General features: G+C 55.8%; 16 protein-coding genes. All 16 read right to left on the reverse strand.

All coding sequences use genetic code 11. The features are described from left to right. Positions 1–84 precede the first annotated feature (84 nt). The gene (pcaF, locus tag AC1RMF_RS24075; RefSeq protein WP_493144925.1) at positions 85–1,287 is read right to left on the reverse strand and encodes a 3-oxoadipyl-CoA thiolase; all 1,203 of its coding nucleotides are present in this window, start codon (positions 1,285–1,287) and stop codon (positions 85–87) included. Positions 1,288–1,301: 14 nt separating this feature from the next. Continuing rightward, the gene (locus AC1RMF_RS24080; protein WP_493144868.1) at positions 1,302–1,964 is read right to left on the reverse strand and encodes a 3-oxoacid CoA-transferase subunit B; all 663 of its coding nucleotides are present in this window, start codon (positions 1,962–1,964) and stop codon (positions 1,302–1,304) included. A gap of 15 nt (positions 1,965–1,979) precedes the next feature. Continuing rightward, a complete protein-coding gene (locus AC1RMF_RS24085) occupies positions 1,980–2,696 on the reverse strand; it encodes a 3-oxoacid CoA-transferase subunit A (protein WP_493144869.1) in 717 nt (238 codons plus the stop codon). Beyond that, the gene (locus AC1RMF_RS24090; RefSeq protein ID WP_493144871.1) at positions 2,693–3,007 is read right to left on the reverse strand and encodes a YciI family protein; all 315 of its coding nucleotides are present in this window, start codon (positions 3,005–3,007) and stop codon (positions 2,693–2,695) included. The genes AC1RMF_RS24085 and AC1RMF_RS24090 overlap by 4 nt, the downstream gene beginning before the upstream one ends. A gap of 30 nt (positions 3,008–3,037) precedes the next feature. Continuing rightward, positions 3,038–3,898 (reverse strand): intradiol ring-cleavage dioxygenase, encoded by an 861-nt coding sequence (locus AC1RMF_RS24095; protein ID WP_493144872.1) that lies wholly within the window; start codon positions 3,896–3,898, stop codon positions 3,038–3,040. A 53-nt stretch (positions 3,899–3,951) separates the two neighbouring features. Next, positions 3,952–5,199, reverse strand: a complete 1,248-nt coding sequence (locus AC1RMF_RS24100; protein WP_493144874.1) for a methyl-accepting chemotaxis protein — start codon at positions 5,197–5,199, stop codon at positions 3,952–3,954. 3 nt (positions 5,200–5,202) lie between these two features. Continuing rightward, complete coding sequence (locus AC1RMF_RS24105) at positions 5,203–6,204, reverse strand: branched-chain amino acid ABC transporter permease (RefSeq protein ID WP_493144875.1); 1,002 nt, start codon at positions 6,202–6,204, stop codon at positions 5,203–5,205. Between the two features lie 7 nt (positions 6,205–6,211). Continuing rightward, entirely contained in the window at positions 6,212–7,072 is an 861-nt protein-coding gene (locus AC1RMF_RS24110) for a branched-chain amino acid ABC transporter permease (RefSeq protein ID WP_493144876.1), read from the reverse strand. Between the two features lie 8 nt (positions 7,073–7,080). Next, positions 7,081–7,782: an ABC transporter ATP-binding protein gene (locus AC1RMF_RS24115; RefSeq protein WP_493144878.1), complete on the reverse strand. Its 702-nt coding sequence runs from the start codon at positions 7,780–7,782 to the stop codon at positions 7,081–7,083. After that, a complete protein-coding gene (locus AC1RMF_RS24120; protein WP_493144880.1) occupies positions 7,779–8,498 on the reverse strand; it encodes an ABC transporter ATP-binding protein in 720 nt (239 codons plus the stop codon). Before AC1RMF_RS24120 ends, AC1RMF_RS24115 begins: the two co-directional genes overlap by 4 nt. Before the next feature lie 20 nt (positions 8,499–8,518). Next, positions 8,519–9,409: a SphA family protein gene (locus AC1RMF_RS24125; RefSeq protein ID WP_493144882.1), complete on the reverse strand. Its 891-nt coding sequence runs from the start codon at positions 9,407–9,409 to the stop codon at positions 8,519–8,521. A gap of 74 nt (positions 9,410–9,483) precedes the next feature. After that, on the reverse strand, positions 9,484–10,737 hold the full coding sequence (locus AC1RMF_RS24130; protein ID WP_493144884.1) for an ABC transporter substrate-binding protein: 1,254 nt from the start codon (positions 10,735–10,737) through the stop codon (positions 9,484–9,486). A gap of 27 nt (positions 10,738–10,764) precedes the next feature. After that, positions 10,765–11,832, reverse strand: a complete 1,068-nt coding sequence (locus AC1RMF_RS24135; RefSeq protein ID WP_493144885.1) for a maleylacetate reductase — start codon at positions 11,830–11,832, stop codon at positions 10,765–10,767. A 10-nt stretch (positions 11,833–11,842) separates the two neighbouring features. Further along, a complete protein-coding gene (locus tag AC1RMF_RS24140; protein WP_493144927.1) occupies positions 11,843–13,306 on the reverse strand; it encodes an aldehyde dehydrogenase family protein in 1,464 nt (487 codons plus the stop codon). A gap of 208 nt (positions 13,307–13,514) precedes the next feature. Continuing rightward, on the reverse strand, positions 13,515–14,465 hold the full coding sequence (locus AC1RMF_RS24145) for a LysR family transcriptional regulator (protein WP_493144887.1): 951 nt from the start codon (positions 14,463–14,465) through the stop codon (positions 13,515–13,517). Positions 14,466–14,876: 411 nt separating this feature from the next. Continuing rightward, entirely contained in the window at positions 14,877–18,329 is a 3,453-nt protein-coding gene (locus AC1RMF_RS24150) for a pyruvate carboxylase (protein ID WP_493144889.1), read from the reverse strand. Positions 18,330–18,388 lie beyond the last annotated feature (59 nt).

Genomic DNA, 18,388 nt, shown 5'->3' on the forward strand with positions numbered 1-18,388 from the left:
GGCTAACGTGGTAGGTCACATCACCCGATCGATGTGTTTGCGCTTTCAGAACAATGGTTCGTCGGTCAATGTGTGAGGCGTGTTTCATACGCGCTCCAGGACAAGTGCAATGCCCTGACCTACACCAATACACATGGTGCACAAGGCATAACGTCCGCCGGTTACGTGAAGGCGATTGATCGCAGTCGTGGCCAACCTGGCGCCGCTTGCGCCGAGTGGGTGCCCCAGTGCAATGGCCCCGCCCCAGGCGTTGACGCGCTCATCGTCATCTGAGAGACTCAATTGGCGCAGAACAGCAAGGCCTTGCGCAGCAAATGCCTCGTTCAGTTCAATTACATCCAGTTGGGCCAAAGTGAGACCTGTTAAGGCCAATACCTTTTGCGTCGCCGGCGCAGGGCCAATGCCCATGATCCTGGGAGGCACCCCTGCAACAGCCATGCCGACAACGCGGGCGCGGGGAGTCAATCCTTGACTTTGTGCGGTCGCCTCGTTGGCCAAAAGCAAGGCGCAAGCGCCATCGTTAACCCCACTCGCATTTCCGGCGGTCACCGTACCATCAGGGCGGACCACCCCTTTCAGCTTGGCCAATGACTCCATGCTGGTGGCGCGGGGGTGCTCGTCAACTTCAACGACCAGCGCATCGCCCTTCTTCTGGGCAACATGGACCGGCGTTATCTCTCGCCCCAGATGGCCAGCCTGCTGCGCAGCGACTGCCCGCAGCTGGCTAGAAAATGCCATGCGGTCTTGAGCATCGCGTTCAATCTTGAATTCCGTCGCAACGTTTTCGGCGGTCTCTGGCATGGAATCCACACCGTATTTTTCCTTCATAAGCCGATTCACAAATCGCCAGCCAATGGTGGTGTCGTACACCGCGTTTGCACGGCTGAAGGCCGTCTCAGCCTTGGGCATGACGAAAGGCGCACGACTCATGCTTTCGACGCCGCCTGCGATCATGAACGTCGCCTCGCCTGATTTGATGGCTCGTGCCGCACTGCCCAAGGCGTCCAGACCTGATCCGCACAGACGATTGACTGTTGAACCGGCGATTTCGAATGGCATTCCAGCCAATAGGGCGCTCATCCGGGCAACGTTGCGGTTGTCTTCGCCCGCCTGGTTTGCGCAGCCGTAAATAATGTCATCAATACGCGCCCAGTCGACACTTGGATTGCGAGACATCAACGCGCGGATTGGCACTGCCCCCAGATCATCAGCGCGCACACTGCTCAATGCAGCGCCATATCGTCCGAACGGCGTTCGGATCGCGTCACAAATATATGCTTCTGTCATTATTAATTCGTCCTTCAAGGGAGCTCTTGCGGGGTAGTGGCCACTGGGAGTCCGAGTAGTCGTTCCAACTCTGCAAGTTCCAGTCCGTCCACCTTGTCGATCAATACCAAGCCCTTGGCTGTGCATTCCAGTGTGGCGAGGTCGGAGTAAATGCGTTTGACGCAAGCAATCCCGGTAAGCGGATAGCTGCACTTCAGAACCACCTTGCTTTCGCCCTTTTTGGTCAGCAAATCCATCATGACCCAGGTCTGCTTGGCTCCGATGGCCAGGTCCATCGCACCACCCACAGCAGGAATTGAGCCTTCCTCACCCGTACTCCAGTTGGCCAGGTCACCGGTTGCAGAGACTTGAAAGGCGCCAAGTACGCAGATGTCCAGGTGACCGCCGCGCATCATGGCAAAGCTGTCCGCATGGTGGAAGTAGCAACCGCCATCCAGCAGCGTGACCGGTTGCTTGCCCGCATTGATCAGGTCGTAGTCCTCATCACCGACGGCAGGTGCAGGCCCCATCCCCAAAATGCCGTTCTCGCTGTGGAGACTGACCTCCAGTCCCGGTGGGATGTGATTGGCCACAAGTGTCGGCATGCCAATCCCCAGGTTGACGTAAGCCCCGTCATGGATGTCCTGCGCAACCCTTTGGGCCAGCGCGTCTTTGCTGCGTTTTGTATAGGTGCTCATCTCAATCGTTTCCGTTCATGCGGCTGCTTTGAATCCGCCGGCCTGTGTGGCGATACGCGCAATCTGAACTACATGGCTCACATGGATACCCGGCGTGACGATGGTCTCTGGATCAAGTGAGCCCAGCTCAGCGATCTCATGCACGCTGGCGACCGTCCTTGCTGCAGCCGTTGCCATTACTGGTCCGAAATTGCGGGCCGCCTTGCGGAACACCAGGTTGCCCCAGCGGTCACCCCGCTCGGCCTTGATGAGTGCGAGGTCGCCCCTGATCGGGTATTCAAGAACATAAGATTTACCGTCAATCACTCGGGTTTCTTTTTCAGTGCCGTCTGCATGGCGTGCCAGTTCGGTTCCAAAACCGGTGGGCGTAAAGAATGCACCGATTCCCGCTCCTGCTGCACGCAGACGCTCAGCCAGGTTGCCTTGCGGCACCAGTTCGAGCTCCAGCTTTCCTGATCGATACAGTGCATCAAACACTTGGGAGTCCGCTTGGCGGGGAAAGCTGCAAATCACTTTGCGCACGCGCCCGGTTTTTAGCAATGCGGCCAATCCAGTGTCGCCGTTGCCTGCGTTGTTGTTCACGATGGTCAGGCCCCGTGCGCCTTGTGCTATCAGCCCGTCGATAAGTTCATTGGGGATGCCCGCGGTGCCAAATCCCCCTATGAGTACAGTGGCCCCATCAGAGGTTCCGGCCAGCGCCTTCTCAATACTCTCAGCGATCTTGTTGATCATTTGCTCTCCACCATTTCATTTACGGGTTGGCCCAGGCTCCACTGCCACTGGCGCACCTCCAACTGTTCAAACATCTGACTTCGGCAATAAGGATCATCAGCAAGAAAAGCATGTACTGCTTCCTCGCTCGGTGCCTCAACGACCAACAGTGTTCCGTCCATTTCTCCATCTACACCCAGCAGCGGGCCACCGAGGCGCACCACAATTTGGTGGTCGCCGGGCATTCTGAGCCAGGCTCTGTGATCTGGGCGCAGACGCTTGCGCAGCTCAGCCTGGCCTGGTTTGTCACGGGCAATAACAGCAAAGTACATATCGGTTCTTGATTGGTAAATGCGCGAAGTTCAAACAGGCTGCAGAACGAAATCAAAGTTCAATGTGTGGAAGGGAACGCTTTGCGCACTGCCATCGGGTGCGACGCCCGCTGGGTGTTCTACGAATTGACCAATCAGCGAAGATCTAACACCAAAGACAACATCGGAATCTAGATAAGGATCTCCTTCACGAAACACATGTGTAATCAGCCGCTCATATCCGGTGGCCACCACCATGAAGTGAATATGCGCAGGGCGCCATGGGTGCCGCCCGGTCGCCACCAACATCTTGCCAACCGGACCATCGGTTGGAACAGGGTAGGCCACCGGAAGTACCGTGCGAAAACGAAGATATCCCTCTGCATCCGTTCGCAATACGGCACGCGCCTGGTGGTGCAAAAGGCCCGGGCGTTGTACGTCGTACAAACCATCTTCATCGGCTTGCCATACATCCACATCCGCCCCGCTCACTGGCCTACCGTCCGGTGCTGTGACTCTTGCGGTGACAAAAAGCGGCTCACCGCTGGCGCCCGCGCTGATATCCGCGCCTTGCGTCACATGTGGAGCGCCTGCTACATGGAACGGCCCGAATACGGTTGATTCCGTAACCCCGGGAGGGCTGGCATGGTTCATAGCAACCGTCAGCATAGAGAAGCCAAGGGTGTCAGACAACAATATGAACTCTTGACGCTTGTCGTTGCACATATGGCCGGTGGCAGTCAAGAAATCGATGCCGGCCATCCATTCCGCCTCGCTCAGATGGACTTCGCGCACGAATTCGTGCAGGTGACGTATTAGGCTGCCAAGGATCTCCTTGAGTCGAGGATTTTCGCACGCCTCCATGCGTTTCAGGACGGCGTTGGTAATGTTGGTTTCATCTATATTTCTCATCAACCGCTCCTAATTTCGGGTGCTATCTGATTTGGTGTTCACGCTACTTCGCTTTAACTTTCGCTCAGAAACTTGCGCAGCTCTTGGTATTTGGGACGGTTCTTCTTGGCCGTGAATTCAATAGCCTCCGCGTTAAGCCCCCGCAATGCTAGGTCCAATGCATCTAACCGAAGTGATGAATATTCGCGCCACAGAGTCCAAAACTCATCGGCGATGTCGCTGGACTTACTATCAGCCAGCACATTGCTTAATTCCTCCTCTAGCACACGAATCTTTTTGATTGCCTTTTCAACCTGAAGAGGCTGTGCATTCAATGCGAGCATAGTTTCACCGCGCGTAATTTCCGTTAAGTTCAACAAGCGCACCTTTAAGGGTGTTTCTTCATGATTCAAAGATATTTGGTCTTGCCTTTTAAGGAAAATGGCAGACTCCAGCACGGAGCGCGCCGACTCGCGCGCTTGCGACGCAGTTGTGGTTATTTGCTGCGCACCGGCAGCCAAACCACGAACACGCTCGTCTAAACTGCTAGTCGATAAAGTAAATGTGTCTAGCTGTTCCACGATCACTGTGACCTGAGAATCCACCGTTGAAGCTTGTGCTTTTGCGTCGACAGAGCGTGCAGCCACTTGGTTAGCCAGCCTTGCACTGACAGTGACTTCTTGCATGGCAATATTAATCAGCTCGCCGGCATGTCGTACATCGCTCACAGTCGACCCAAGCAGCCTTTGGATGGTTAACGTTGCCTCATTAGTTTGCACGGCAAGGTGCTTCACTGAGTCTGCAATTACCGCAAACCCTCGTCCGCTTTCGCCAGCGCGAGCCGCTTCAATTTTTGCATTGATAGCCAGCAAAGTGGTTTCACGCGCTATTTTTTCGATAAACTGCACAATCTGCTCTATTTTGGTGGATTTGGAAGACAATTCATTGAGCAAAGTCTGTGCGTCTAAAATCGATTTGCTTACGCTGCGAATGTGGTGTTGTGTTCGTTGCGCGTCCACCTCAACTTCTAAACTCGCTTCCTTAGCCAAGTTGGCGGCGGTGCGCGTTTCCTGAGTGGCCCAAAGAACCTGCGCCATCGCTGCACGCAAATTGCCCATTTGCAGTGCGGCATCCGCAGAGTTACTGGCTTGCGCCAGAGCGATTCGCTCAAAATCAGCCTGAATAAAAGTAAGGCGAGAAGAACCATCCAGGCAAGCACCTACCGCTACACTGAATTTGCCTGCACCCGATTCCAAATCTCTCGGTCTTTGATGCCGAGATAGGTGAGGCAATTTGCGCTTGGCGCCAAGAATGTTCCACATGGCTTACTTTGCAGACTCCGTAAGCACGCGCTGGGTGGAAAACAGTGTCCATCCCCACCGCGCTTGCGCGTAGCCCCACAAACCTTGTTTGAAGTAAATGGTTACCAGAATTGCCATGCAGCCCAAACCCAACAAGTACCAGGTGCCATAGTCACTGAAGAATTTATTCAGTGCCCAAAACAGTACGGCCCCCGCAATCGGCCCTTCTATGCTCCCCAGTCCGCCAATGACCACCATGAAGATGGCAAATGCGGTCCAGTTCACACTGAACGCAGCATCCGGACTGATTCGCAGATTGCCTACAAAGTAAAGTGCGCCGGCCAGCCCTGCACCAAAGGCAGCCACAGCGTAGACTGCCAACTTCATGCGGCGTACTGGAATGCCTTGCGACTCGGAAGCAATCTCGTTATCACGAATCGCCAATAGCGCTAGGCCACGCTTACTGCGCAGAAATAGGTAGACTAGTGCTACGGCGGCAACAACACAGACCAATGCCATCCAATACGTTACGCTTTCGCGTGTGGCCTTTTCAATGCCGCGCAAAGCGGTAAGCGTTGTGCCGGACCCCCCACCCACGGTAGAGATATTGGAAATGCTCAGGCGAAAGACCTCAGAGATGACCCAGGTGCCAATCGCAAAATAGCCACCTTGCAAGCGGAAGGCCACATAGGACACCGGCAAGGCGACCAACCCTGCCGCCAACGCCCCGATAGGGATGGCGACAAACGGGTTCATTCCGGCAAAGTTGCCCAGGGCCAGCATGACGTAGCCCCCAATCCCAAAGTATGCCTGCTGTCCGATGCTGACCATGCCGCCATAGCCGGCCATCAGGTTCCACATCATGGCGAAAATGAAGTAGCAGGCGATTTGAACGAATTCGCGCATCCAGCTCGACTCACCCCAAAAGGGAAGGCTTGCAGCAAGTGCAATCAAGGCGACCCCAGCGGCTATGGCAGCACCACCATGGCGGCCTCCGCGTTCTACGATAACTTGTGTGTGTTGCATGACTGGCTCAACCCCGAGTTTTTGGAAACAAGCCTTGTGGTCGCACCACCAGAACCATTAGAAAGACCAGATGGCCAAACCAGATGCCCCAGCCAGGGTCAACTCTGAACCCGATTTGCTGGGCTACACCCAAAATCATGGCCCCGAACAGGGTTCCCCAAAACGAACCCATACCACCGATGATTACGGCCTCAAAAGCAAACAGCAAAAGCAAAGGGCCATCGGCGGGTGACACCGTGGTGCGCATACCTTGCAAGATGCCTGCAATACTGATCAACACGAATGCGATGGCTGTTGCCAATGCGTACACCTTGGCAGACTGAAGTCCCATAAGCTCTGCAATCTCGCGATCGTCAGAGACGGCACGGAATGATCGCCCAATGGCTGTTCGAGTGAAGAGCCACTGCAATGAAGCCGTTGACGCTATTGCGACGACCAGGATCATCAAGGGCAAGACACCCAGTGAAAAGCTGTCAGTCACTGCGAACCCTTCAGAGGAGAGCCCGCCCGTCTCGATTGAGCGGGGGTCTGCCGAGAAAAGCTCCAGTAACAGGTTTTGGATCACGATGGAAAGTCCAAATGTCACCACCAATGAAGGCAGGGGATCACGGCCCAACGTTCCATTGAGGACGTATCGCTGCAGCAAGAATCCAAAGCCAAATGCGACAGGCAACACCGCAGCCAATGCCAGTCCAACAGGTAGCCCCAATACGGAGATCCCTGCGATAGCTGCGAAAGCACCGAGCACAATGAAGTCACCCTGCGCAGTGTTGGTGAGGCGCATCACCCCAAACATCAGTGACTGACCCAGGGCGAAGAGCGTATAAAGCCCTCCCAGCAACAATCCTTGAACAATGGTTTCAATCATGGTCTTCCTCAGATTCCAAAATAGGCTTGTGAAATCTGCTCTCGTGTGAGGTCTTCTGAGCGTCCCTGCAAGGACACTTTGCCTTCCTGGAAGCAATACACGCGCTGCGATACCTGCTGTGCCATGGAGACATCTTGCTCCACAATCACCACCGTCATGCCCTCTGCCGTGATGCTTGGCATTACCTTGTAGATTTCGCGAATCACAATGGGTGCAAGACCCAAAGACAATTCATCACACAGCAAGATTTTCGGATTGCTCATCAAGGCCCGACCCAGCGCCACCATTTGCTGTTGACCACCGGACAGGGCGGTTCCTGGACTCAAGCGCTTTTCTTCAAGAATGGGGAAAAGACTGAACAACCGCTTCAGATTCCAAGGACCGGGCCGACCCGCAGTGGCCCCCATCAACAAATTCTCTTCCACTGTCAGGCTTGGAAAAAGGCGCCGCCCCTCCGGCACCAATGCCAGTCCATTACGAACAATATGTCCTGGTGGAAGACCACCAATGGGCTCACCATTGAGATGGATAGAGTCTCTGCTTGCCTTCACCAGCCCAGTGAGTGACTTGAGGAAGGTACTCTTGCCCGCACCATTGGCACCAATGATGGCGACCATTTCACCTTGTGCCAGTTCGAAGTCGATCCCAAACAATGCCTGCGCATCGCCATAGAAGGCTTGCAGACCATGGGTAGAAAGTATCGTGCTCATGCTTCCATCCCCATGTACACGCGGCGCACGTCCGGGTCATTCATCACAGCCTGCGGCTCACCTTCGGCCAGCTTCTGGCCGAAGTTGATAACAAACAGCCTGTCGGCAATAGACAGCAGTGCATGAACCACGTGTTCAATCCAGATCATGGTGATGCCGCGCGCTTTGATGCGTTGCAGTTCCTCCACCAGTTCGTGTGCTTCATGCTCTGTCAGGCCACCGGCAATCTCATCCAGCAGCAGAAGCTCTGGTTGGGTAGCCAGCGCACGCGCCAATTCCAGACGCTTGCGATTGAGCAATGTCAGACCACCGGCAGGCTTGTTGGCATAGGAAAGCAAGCCCGTTTGATCCAGCACATCACGCGCGGTTTTCCAGGCTTGCATCTCGGTTTGTTGTCCCCCAAAGCAGGCTGCAGTCACCAGATTCTCAAAGACGGTCATATTGCCGAAAGGCTGAGGGACCTGGTAACTGCGCCCGATTCCTGCATGGCAACGCTGATTTGGCATCAGGCGTGAGACATCCTTCCCCGCATAGATGACCTGGCCCTGATCGCAACGCACATCACCCGAAATGAGGTTGAACAGCGTTGTCTTGCCCGCGCCATTAGGCCCAAGAATGCCCAGGGTTTCGCCCTTGTTAACGGACAACGTAATATTGTCCGTGACCTTGAGCGCCCCGTAGGACTTACTAACTGACTGAAGTGCGAGGAGTGCCATACACGCGAATGGTCAAAGACTTAGAACGGCACCACTGCCTTGAGCCAGAAGGCCTGACCTTCGGCACGGTTGGCAACGTTGGATTCCTGTTGGAATTTGGCAGTCACAAACCAGCCCTTGCCGCTGTCGTATCGGATGGATGGGCCCAAGGCAAAGGCGAGCCCCTTGTTGTTAGCCACGGTGTTGCCGTTGAGCGTATCGTCGGTGGTCTGTTGGTAGATGTAGCCCCCCACGCCAACAACCCAGCCGTTGCCCAGGCCCCATCCAAGGGAGTAATCGGTAATGAATTCCTGGCCGTCACGATAACCTGTGGCATCGTTCTGACCATTGAACGTGTACATGATTTTGGCGTCGGCGTTCAAGCCATTAGGATCGATGTAGCTCACGCCATAGACCGGCTGGATTGCCCAATGGTTCTTGCCAAGATTTGCCAAGTCGTTCTTGTTGTAGGAACCTGTTGGTGTAATCACGTCAATCGCCGCCACAGTATGCAGCTGAGGGCTGTGGTGATAGCCCAATACCGCGCCCAGAACGACGTCACCGTTGCCGCTCTTGGTCTGGCTCAGTCCGGGAACGGTGACCTCCAGGTTAACCATCGGCAGGATTGCGTGAAAGCCCAGCGATCCGCCCAGAACGGTTTCCTTGGTGACATAGACCAGTCGCGGCACAACTGCATTCGCAGTGACCTTGAAGCCGGGCGGCGTGGCATCATTTCCGTTGTTGTCACGTAGTTTTGTTGCGGTGTAGTTCTCCACGAAAGCCTGACCATACAGTCCGGGGGGAGGCAATGCACAGCAGGTGTAGTTCTCGGTTCCCACGGGATAAACAGAAGTTCCACCTTCCGTTGCGTTTGCAACAGCAGAGAATCCAGCCAAGAGCGCGAAAGAAGCGCGTACGAGTTTATTTTGCATAGTGTTCAGATGTAAAAAGGGACGTGGCTACCCATGTCCCGGCAATATTGCAGGGACAAAATGGTTCGGTTTGTTTAGAGCGGCTTGAGCGTTCCGCCGGTCGGGATGTTCTTGGCGGTTTCGTTGTTGACAATCACCAGATCGACTTTGTTCTTTGTGCCTTTAACCCACTGCCCCAGCACCAGTGGTGTTTTGCTGACGTTCTTGAACGGTCCCTGGCCACCCCATTTCACCGGTCCGACAACGGAATCAATGCTGGTTGCCGCAATGGCATCACGCACGTCACTGGCGTTAAGCGACTTGGAGCGAGACAGTGCGTTAGAAGCCACTTCAAACAGCGCATGTGCAAAACCAATTGGCTGAGTCCATTGCTTTTTGGTGCCTGTTTCGTAGGATTCGGCCAGCGCCTTGGCACTTTGCTTTGTCAAGGAGGAAGAGAATGGATGCGAAGGAGACCACCACACTTCCGTACTGAGCCCGTAGCCCAGATCACCCAGGGCTTCAATCGCGCTGGGGAACAGCAATGCCTTACCCAAGGTAATAACCTTGGGTTTGAACCCTTGTTGCTTTGCCTGCGTCAGGAATGTCTTGGCATCCGGTGGGATCACCACGCCCGTTACAATTTCAACGCCATCTTTCTTGAAGGCAGCGATTTGGGCAGAGAAGTCTTGCGTCCCATTTTGGAAACGACCAGGATCAGTCAGAGAGAAGCCCATGCTGGTCAGTGGTTTAGGGAATCCCAATTCCTTATCGCCCCACGCGTTGCCATCTCCGTCGTTGGGAAACAGTCCGCCCACCTTCTTGTTCGATGCAACAGTCTTCCAGCCATTGGTGTAGTTGCCAATCACGTCTTCCAGTCCCCAGAAAATGTGATACGTGTAATTGAATCCTTTGGCCGGATCACCCTTGCGACCGAAAAACCATGGCTGCCAAGGCACAACGCTGGACACACAGGGTACTTCGTTCAGCTCGGCCGCATCGCTGACCGGGTTGGCTGTCTCAGGTGTGCCGGCAGTCAGAATCAATGCCACCTTGTCCTTGAGGATGAGGTCGCTGGCCACTTCACCAGCCCGGTTGGGGTTGGACTGGCTGTCTTTCAGAATAATCTGCACTTCGTGCTTTTTGCCGGCGATGGTAATGCCATCCTTGAAGGCAGTCTTCATCTGATCAATCACCCACTTGTCCGCTTCTCCGAAAGGTGCGAGTGGACCAGTTTGGGGCGACACATAGCCAATCTTGACGACATCGGCGGCCCATGCAAATGACGCGACACTAGAAGCAGCAATAACAGCTGCCACTTGCGTGAACTTTCTGCGATTAAATTTCATGTTTGTCTCCTTTGTGGTTGTGAATAATCAAGTTGGCCGTGTGCCATCGAAAGCACGTTGCAGCAGTTCACGAATCAAGTTTCGCTGCTCCTTGCCAAAGGGGCTGGGGTTCCAGTACGGATTGGAGACCGCTATATCTGCAGCTTTGTCCAAGTCTTCTTCGCGCATGCCGATATCTTTTAGTGCCACGGGTGCACCGTTGTCTGCAGCAAGATCAAATAGTCCGGCAGCAGCAATGGGTCGATTCAGTGCCCTTGCGATTTTTTGCATGGCAGCCGGTGCAGCTTCTGCGTTGAATGCCATCGCATGGGGAAGCACGACGGTATGCACTTCTGCATGGGGCAGATTGAAGCTGCCGCCCAAGGTGTGACACAGCTTGTGATGCAGGGCCATGCCCACGTTACCTAAGACCGATCCACACAACCAGGCGCCGTAAAGCGCATCGCTGCGCGCCTCGACATTACCGGGCTCTTTGCAAATGCCTGGTAGGGCGCGCGCGATGGCAGCAATGCCTTCTTCGGCCATCAAATCCATAATCGGATTGCGATCCTGAGCGTATAGCCCCTCTGCAGCATGCGCAATGGCGTTGATGCCACTGGTCACACTCAGTCCCACTGGAAGCGTCAGGCACAACATGGGATCGTAGATAACCGTGCGGGGCAATACACGCGGGTCACGTCCGGTCTTTTTCAGGCCGCCTGCCGTAATGCCATAAATTGGCGTCATTTCGCTGCCAGCATAGGTTGTGGGTATAGCCAAGATTGGAAGTCCCGAATCCATGGCAATTGCTTTTCCAAGGCCGGTCGTGGAGCCACCACCTACTGCAACGGCGCAATCTGCACCCAGTCTAGTGGCAACCTCACGTGCCTCGCGAGCGGTTTCAATTGGCACATGCATCACTGCCTTGGGAAATATTCCTGCGGCCCGCGATCCAAGGAGATCCGCAATGTGCTGAGCCTGTTCGGCCTGTTCGGGTGTGGAAAGCACAAGAGCACGCTTAGCACCCATGGCGTCTATTTCTCGCTCCAAGTGCTTTAGCGAACCTGCGCCAAAGACCACCCGAGAGGGTTGACCGTTGTAGACAAAGTCTTGCATGGCTTGTATCTCAGCGCTTGTAGTGCGGGGAAATTTGTGCATCCACATTGATCCACACGCTCTTGACCTGCGTGTACTCACGCATTGCGTCAAATCCCATTTCGCGGCCGTATCCACTTTGTCCAACACCACCGAATGGTGAGCCGGGATTCACGCGTTTGTAGCAATTCACCCAGACCATGCCTGCATACAAATCACGAGCAAACTTGTGGGCACGTTGGACGTTGTTGGTCCAAAGGCCGCTACCGAGTCCGTAGTCCGTGCCGTTGGCAATTTGCATCGCTTCGGCGTCATCTTTGAAGGTCAACACGGTAACAAACGGACCGAATACCTCTTCTTGGGCAACCCTGTCCTTGTAACTTGCCGCTCGAACAATAGTCGGCTCGACATAGCAGCCTTGTGCCAGGCTTCCATTGGGCGTTTTGCCGCCTGTCAACACTTCACCGCCTTGGCTTCTGGCTACTTCCACGTAGCTCAGCACGCGGTCGCGATGCTGTTGGCTGGTGAGAGGGCCCATTTCGGTCATCTCGTCCATGGGATTACCCAAACGGATGGACTGTGCGAGCGGTACGAATTTTTCGAGAAAGGCATCTGCAATCTTTTCGTGCAGCACCAAACGTGAGCCCGCTATACAGGCTTGACCCTGGTTGTGGAATATGGCCCAAGCGCTGCCGTTGACTGCCGCAAGCAAGTTGGCGTCTTCGAAAACAATATTGGGACCCTTGCCACCGAGTTCGAGTTGCACTTTTTTCAGGTTGCCTGCGCTGGCTTCGACAATGCGCTTGCCGGTAGTAGTGCTACCAGTGAAGGCAACCTTTGCAATTCCTGGGTGCTCGGCGATGTATTGGCCAGCTACGTTGCCCAAGCCAGGCAGTATGTTCACCACGCCCGGAGGCATTCCGGCTTCTGCCATCAACTCCGCAATTTTTAGGGATGACAGCGGCGTAATTTCAGCTGGTTTCATCACCACGCAGTTACCTGCAGCCAGCGCTGGCGCCATTTTCCAGCTCGTAAACATCAAGGGGAAATTCCAGGGCACCACTTGCCCGACCACGCCAACCGGTTCGCGCAGGGTGTAATTCAGGAAGCCCGCTTCCACAGGAATCGTTTCACCTTGGAACTTGTCCGCCATGCCCCCGAAGTAGCGATAGCAACCTGCAGTGCGAGGAACGTCCAGGAATCTTGAATCTTTGAGGGGATGGCCGGTATCCAGGGATTCGAGGCGCGCCAATTCTTCAGCGTTGGCCTCGATAAGGTCTGCAAGCCTTAGCAGAATGCGACCACGATCGGCGGCTGCCATGCGGCTCCATGCAGGAAAGGCGTTCTGTGCAGCCGCCACTGCCACGTCCACATCGGTGCGACCCGCCATGGCCACGTTCGTAATTACCGAATTGTCGTGCGGATTCAAAGTCGGCAATGTCTCGCCGTTCAATGCATCAACGAACTTTCCGTTTATGAAAAGCTGGTTGCGAATGGGGGACTTAAGTCCGGCGGCTTTCTGAACTTCCGAGAGGTCCATGCTATCTCCTGCGTTTTATCGCGGGTATGTTTTTGCGATGGAGTGGACTTTAGAAGCTGCACCACATTTCGAGTAGTCAGCGAAGAGAAACCGAATTGTTCGGCATTACAGAACAATAGTGCGGGTTTACCCCTACGGCAGGCAATGGCCAGCCAGCATGGGCTCAGGCATCAATCAACTTGCTGAAAATATGGCCCTGTTGAATCAGCGCTTGGTCCCAAGGGGGCTCTCCCCCAGCAAAGCTCGCACTCAAGGCTTCAATGAACAGCCTGAGTTTGTAGGCACCGCGTAGGGTGCGCGGGTATACGGCACTCAACCAAAACGTGGACAGCTGGTAGTCACAAAGCACCAGCTTGAGGCGCCCATTCAGCACACTGCTGGAGGCAACCAGCGTTGGCACACAAACAATCCCTGCATTCTCCAGTGCGTATTCATTCAGCAAATGAACACTGTTTGTCAGCATTACCGCTTTCAGTTCCAGGGTCAACTTCTCCTCATCACGGTAGAAGGTCCACTTGTCCCTTGATGGGTACTTGGAATACAGCCCCAGGCGGTGACCGAACAGGTCGTTGGGATGCCTGGGCGTTCCATATTTCTTCAAGTATTCCGGCGTCGCACAAAAGACTCTGCGCACGGGAAACAACCTACGTGATACCAGATCCTCCGAGACAGATGGGAATATTTGCAGAGCACAATCCATGCCTTCCTTCACAGGATCGATCATTGCGTCACTCACAGAGAGGTCGAGATTGATTTCTGGATACTTTTCTTGAAAATCGCGCAGTATCTGAGCCAAGTGACCCAGCACGAATCCCGGTAAAGCGTGAAGCCTCAAAGTGCCGGCCGGGGCACTTCGGACATCTCGCATCTGATCAACGATGTCGTTTGCGCGCCCAACAAGATCAGTGCAATCACGTAGGAAAGCCTGTCCTGTCTCGCTCAAACGAACGACCCGTGTACTTCGATGAAAAAGTGGAGCCCCAAGGTAGTCTTCAAGCTGCTTTATCCGGGTGGTTACGACCGAACGCGCAACACGCAGTTGCCGAGCCGCCTCTGCAAAACTTTGCGTTTGCGCGACTCGTACAAAGGTCTCAATATTTTGCAGGCGATCCATTGCACGAATATATCAGTCATATCAGTCTACGATTTAACGGGGGTGCAATCGCTCGAACATGTCACTTGATACTTCAGGCCCACGCAGCATAGCAATGACCAATCAATAGACTTTTGCTGAGTAAAGCCTCGAAGCTAAGGTTTGCTTGTTGGCCGTGATTTCAATTGGCTTACTGACCGATAAGGACACACTGGAGGTGCTCGGCAGTGTCAGCAGTCCGGCGCTCTGATTTTGAGAAACATGTCAGGTAACGGGCATAGCCATCAAGCCCAGGCAGTGCTCCTGACGATCAGTTGCAGCCCTAGAGTTTTGACTGTAACTGCTTGCTTCAGCAGTGCTGACTTCTGCAGCGGATTCAGCATAGATGAGCAGTTGGGGCTCCGGTGCACAGCGCATTCCGAGAGCTTCAATTCACCGCAACTCGATCAACAAGTCCTTTGCATTAATCACATCACCCGAGCGAACGTGTACCCCATGCACCGTGGCATCCCGGTCGACCGTGAGCATGGTCTCCATCTTCATGGCTTCCATGGACACCAGCGGATCACCTTTTTTGACCGTTTGCCCCACCTTCACCGCCACTGTGACTACCATGCCCGGCATGGGCGCACCTACGTGGTTGGCATTGCCTTCTTCGGCCTTGGCCTTGGCGTGACCCGTGCCCGCAATACCCGCCTTGGGCACCCGCACCGTGCGCGGCTGGCCGTTGAGCTCGAAGAACACCTTGACCTTGCCCTCTTCGTCCACACCTTCGGAACGCCCGGTCTGGCGCACCACCAGCGTCTTGCCCTTGTCGATATCAATGGACACCTCTTCTCGGTCACTCAGGCCGTAAAAGAAAGGCGATGTGGGGAGCAGCGACACATTACTGAAGTAGCTGCGGTGCTCGGCGTAGTCCTTGAACACCTTGGGGTACATCAGGTAGGAAGCCAGATCGGTATCGCTGATCTTGCGCCCGGTGGCCGCTTCGGCCTCCTTGCGCTTGGCTTCCAGATCCACGTCTATCAGGTGGTCACCTGCGCGGCCCTGCATGGGGGCTTCGCCCTTGAGCACCTTCTTCTCCAGCTCCTTGGGGAAGCCGTCTGGCGGGAAGCCCAGCTCACCCTTGAAGAGCGAGACCACCGAATCAGGAAACGCTACGTCCTTAGCCGGGTTGCGCACGTCCTCGGGCTGCAGGTCATTGGCCACCATGAAGAGCGCCATGTCGCCCACCACCTTGGAGGTGGGCGTGACTTTCACAATGTCACCAAACAGCACGTTTACTTCCGCATAGGCCTTGGACACTTCAGGCCAGCGGTGCGCCAGGCCCATCGCTCGCGCCTGCTCGCGCAGATTGGTGTACTGACCACCGGGCATTTCGTGGTTGTACACGTCCGAAGTACCAGCACGCATATCGGCCTCAAATGGAGCATAGGCCCGGCGCACTCCTTCCCAGTAGTGCGAGAGGGCCTGCATGGCATCCAGGTCCATGCCGGGGTCGCGCGCGGAGCCTTTGAGGGCAACGGCTATGGAGCCCAGGTTGGGTTGTGACGTAAGCCCACTCATAGAATCCAGCGCACCGTCCACCGCATCGCAACCGGCTTCAATGGCGGCCAGCACGCTGGCGGCCGAGATGCCGCTGGTGTCGTGGGTGTGGAAGTGGATGGGCAGACCCACCTCTTGCTTCAAGACTCGCACCAGTTCTGCTGCCGCACGGGGCTTGCATACACCGGCCATGTCCTTGATACCCAGGATATGCGCGCCCGCCTTTTCCAACTTCTTGGCCAGGCCGACGTAATACTTCAGGTCGTACTTGCTACGCCTGGCATCGAACAGGTCGCCGGTGTAGCACAGCGCGCCTTCGCACAGCGCGCCGGACTCGATTACCGCGTCCATGGCCACACGCATGTTGTCCACCCAGTTGAGCGAGTCAAAGACGCGAAACACATCCACACCATTCTTGGCCGCCTGCTGCACAAAGTAGCGCACAACGTTGTCGGAGTAGTTGGTGTACCCAACGGCATTCGATGCACGCAGCAGCATCTGGAAGAGGATGTTGGGCGTGGCCTCGCGCAACCTGGCCAGGCGCTCCCAGGGGTCTTCTTTCAAAAAGCGCAGGGCCACATCGAAGGTGGCTCCGCCCCAGCATTCCATGCTGAAGAGTTGGGGCAACATGCGCGCGTAGTACGGCGCTATCTGCGTCATGTCGTGGCTGCGCATACGAGTGGCAAACAGCGACTGGTGGGCGTCACGCATGGTGGTGTCGGTCAAGAGCACCTGAGGCTGGTCTTTCATCCACTGGGCAAAGCCCAGGGCACCCAGTTCCTTGAAGCGGTCTCGGCTTCCCTTCGGAATGGACGTGGTGATGTCACACAGGGGCTTAATGGGCGCAGGCAGCGGGAGCGCAGGTAAGGTACGACCTTTCATCTCTGGGTTGCCATTTACTGCGACCTCGCCCAGGAACTTCAGGAGCCGCGTGGCGCGGTCACGACGCTTGACGAAGTTGAACAGCTCAGGCGTGGTGTCAATGAAGCGCGTGGTGCATTCGCCCGAGCGGAACAGCGGGTGGGCGATAACGTTTTCCAGAAACTGCAGGTTGGTGGACAGGCCCCGCACGCGGAATTCGCGCAAGGCCCGGTCCATGCGCGACGCAGCTTCATCCGGTGTGTGGCCCCAGGCGGTGACCTTGACCAAGAGGGAGTCGTAGTACGGCGTAATCACTGCACCGGCATAGGCCGTGCCTGCATCCAGGCGGATGCCAAAGCCTGCGGCGCTGCGGTAGACGGCGATCTTGCCGTAGTCGGGGGTGAAGTGGTTTTCCGGATCCTCGGTGGTCACACGGCATTGCAGGGCATGGCCGCGCAGGCTGATGTCCTTTTGCAGAGGGATAAAGGAATCTTCGCCTCCGACCCGCGCACCTTCGGTCACGCGGATCTGGGCCTTGACGATGTCCACACCAGTCACCACTTCGGTGACGGTGTGCTCCACCTGGATGCGTGGGTTGACCTCAATGAAGTAATACTTGCCTGTGTCCACGTCATACAGGTACTCCACGGTGCCTGCGTGGCTGTAGTGTGCGGCGCGCGCCAGACGCAGGGCCGATTCGCACAGCTCGGTGCGGGTAGCTTCATCCATGTAGGGGGCGGGTGCGCGCTCCACCACTTTCTGGTTGCGCCGTTGCACCGAACAATCGCGCTCGAACAAATGCACCAGGTTGCCGTGCTTGTCGCCCAGTACTTGCACTTCCACATGGCGGGCGCGGCGCACCAGCTTTTCCAGGTACACCTCGTCATTGCCAAAGGCGGCCAGCGCTTCGCGTTGGGCCAGCTCCTTCATGGGGGCCAGGTCGGCTTCAGTCTCAATGACGCGCATACCGCGTCCACCACCGCCCCAGCTCGCCTTGAGCATGAGCGGGTAGCCCACTTGCAGGGCCATCTGCTTGCAGACTTCGATGTCATCAGGCAATGCGGTGGTGGCAGGCACAACCGGCACATTGGCAGCCACGGCCACAGCACGGGCCACCACCTTATTGCCCAAGGTACGCATGACATCGCCGTTCGGCCCGATAAAGGCAATGCCTGCTGCCGCGCATGCATCGGCAAAATCGGGGTTCTCCGAGAGAAAGCCATAGCCGGGGTGGATGGCGTCCACTTCAGCCTCTCTGGCAATTCGCACTATGTCTGCGATGTCCAAATAGGCGGCAATCGGCTTCTTGCCCGCACCCACGAGATACGACTCGTCGGCCTTGAAGCGGTGCAGCGCAAAGCGGTCTTCGTTAGAGTAAATGGCAACCGTACGGATGCCCATTTCAGAGGCCGCGCGCAGTACGCGGATGGCTATCTCGCTGCGGTTGGCGACTAAGATGCTGCGAATGGGTTTTGTCATTTTTGGGGACTGCAAAGGCGGACCGAAGCCAAGCGCCCCTGGCGGAGGGTGGAACGGAA

The sequence above is a fragment of the Rhodoferax sp. GW822-FHT04A08 genome, from assembly GCF_058801025.1.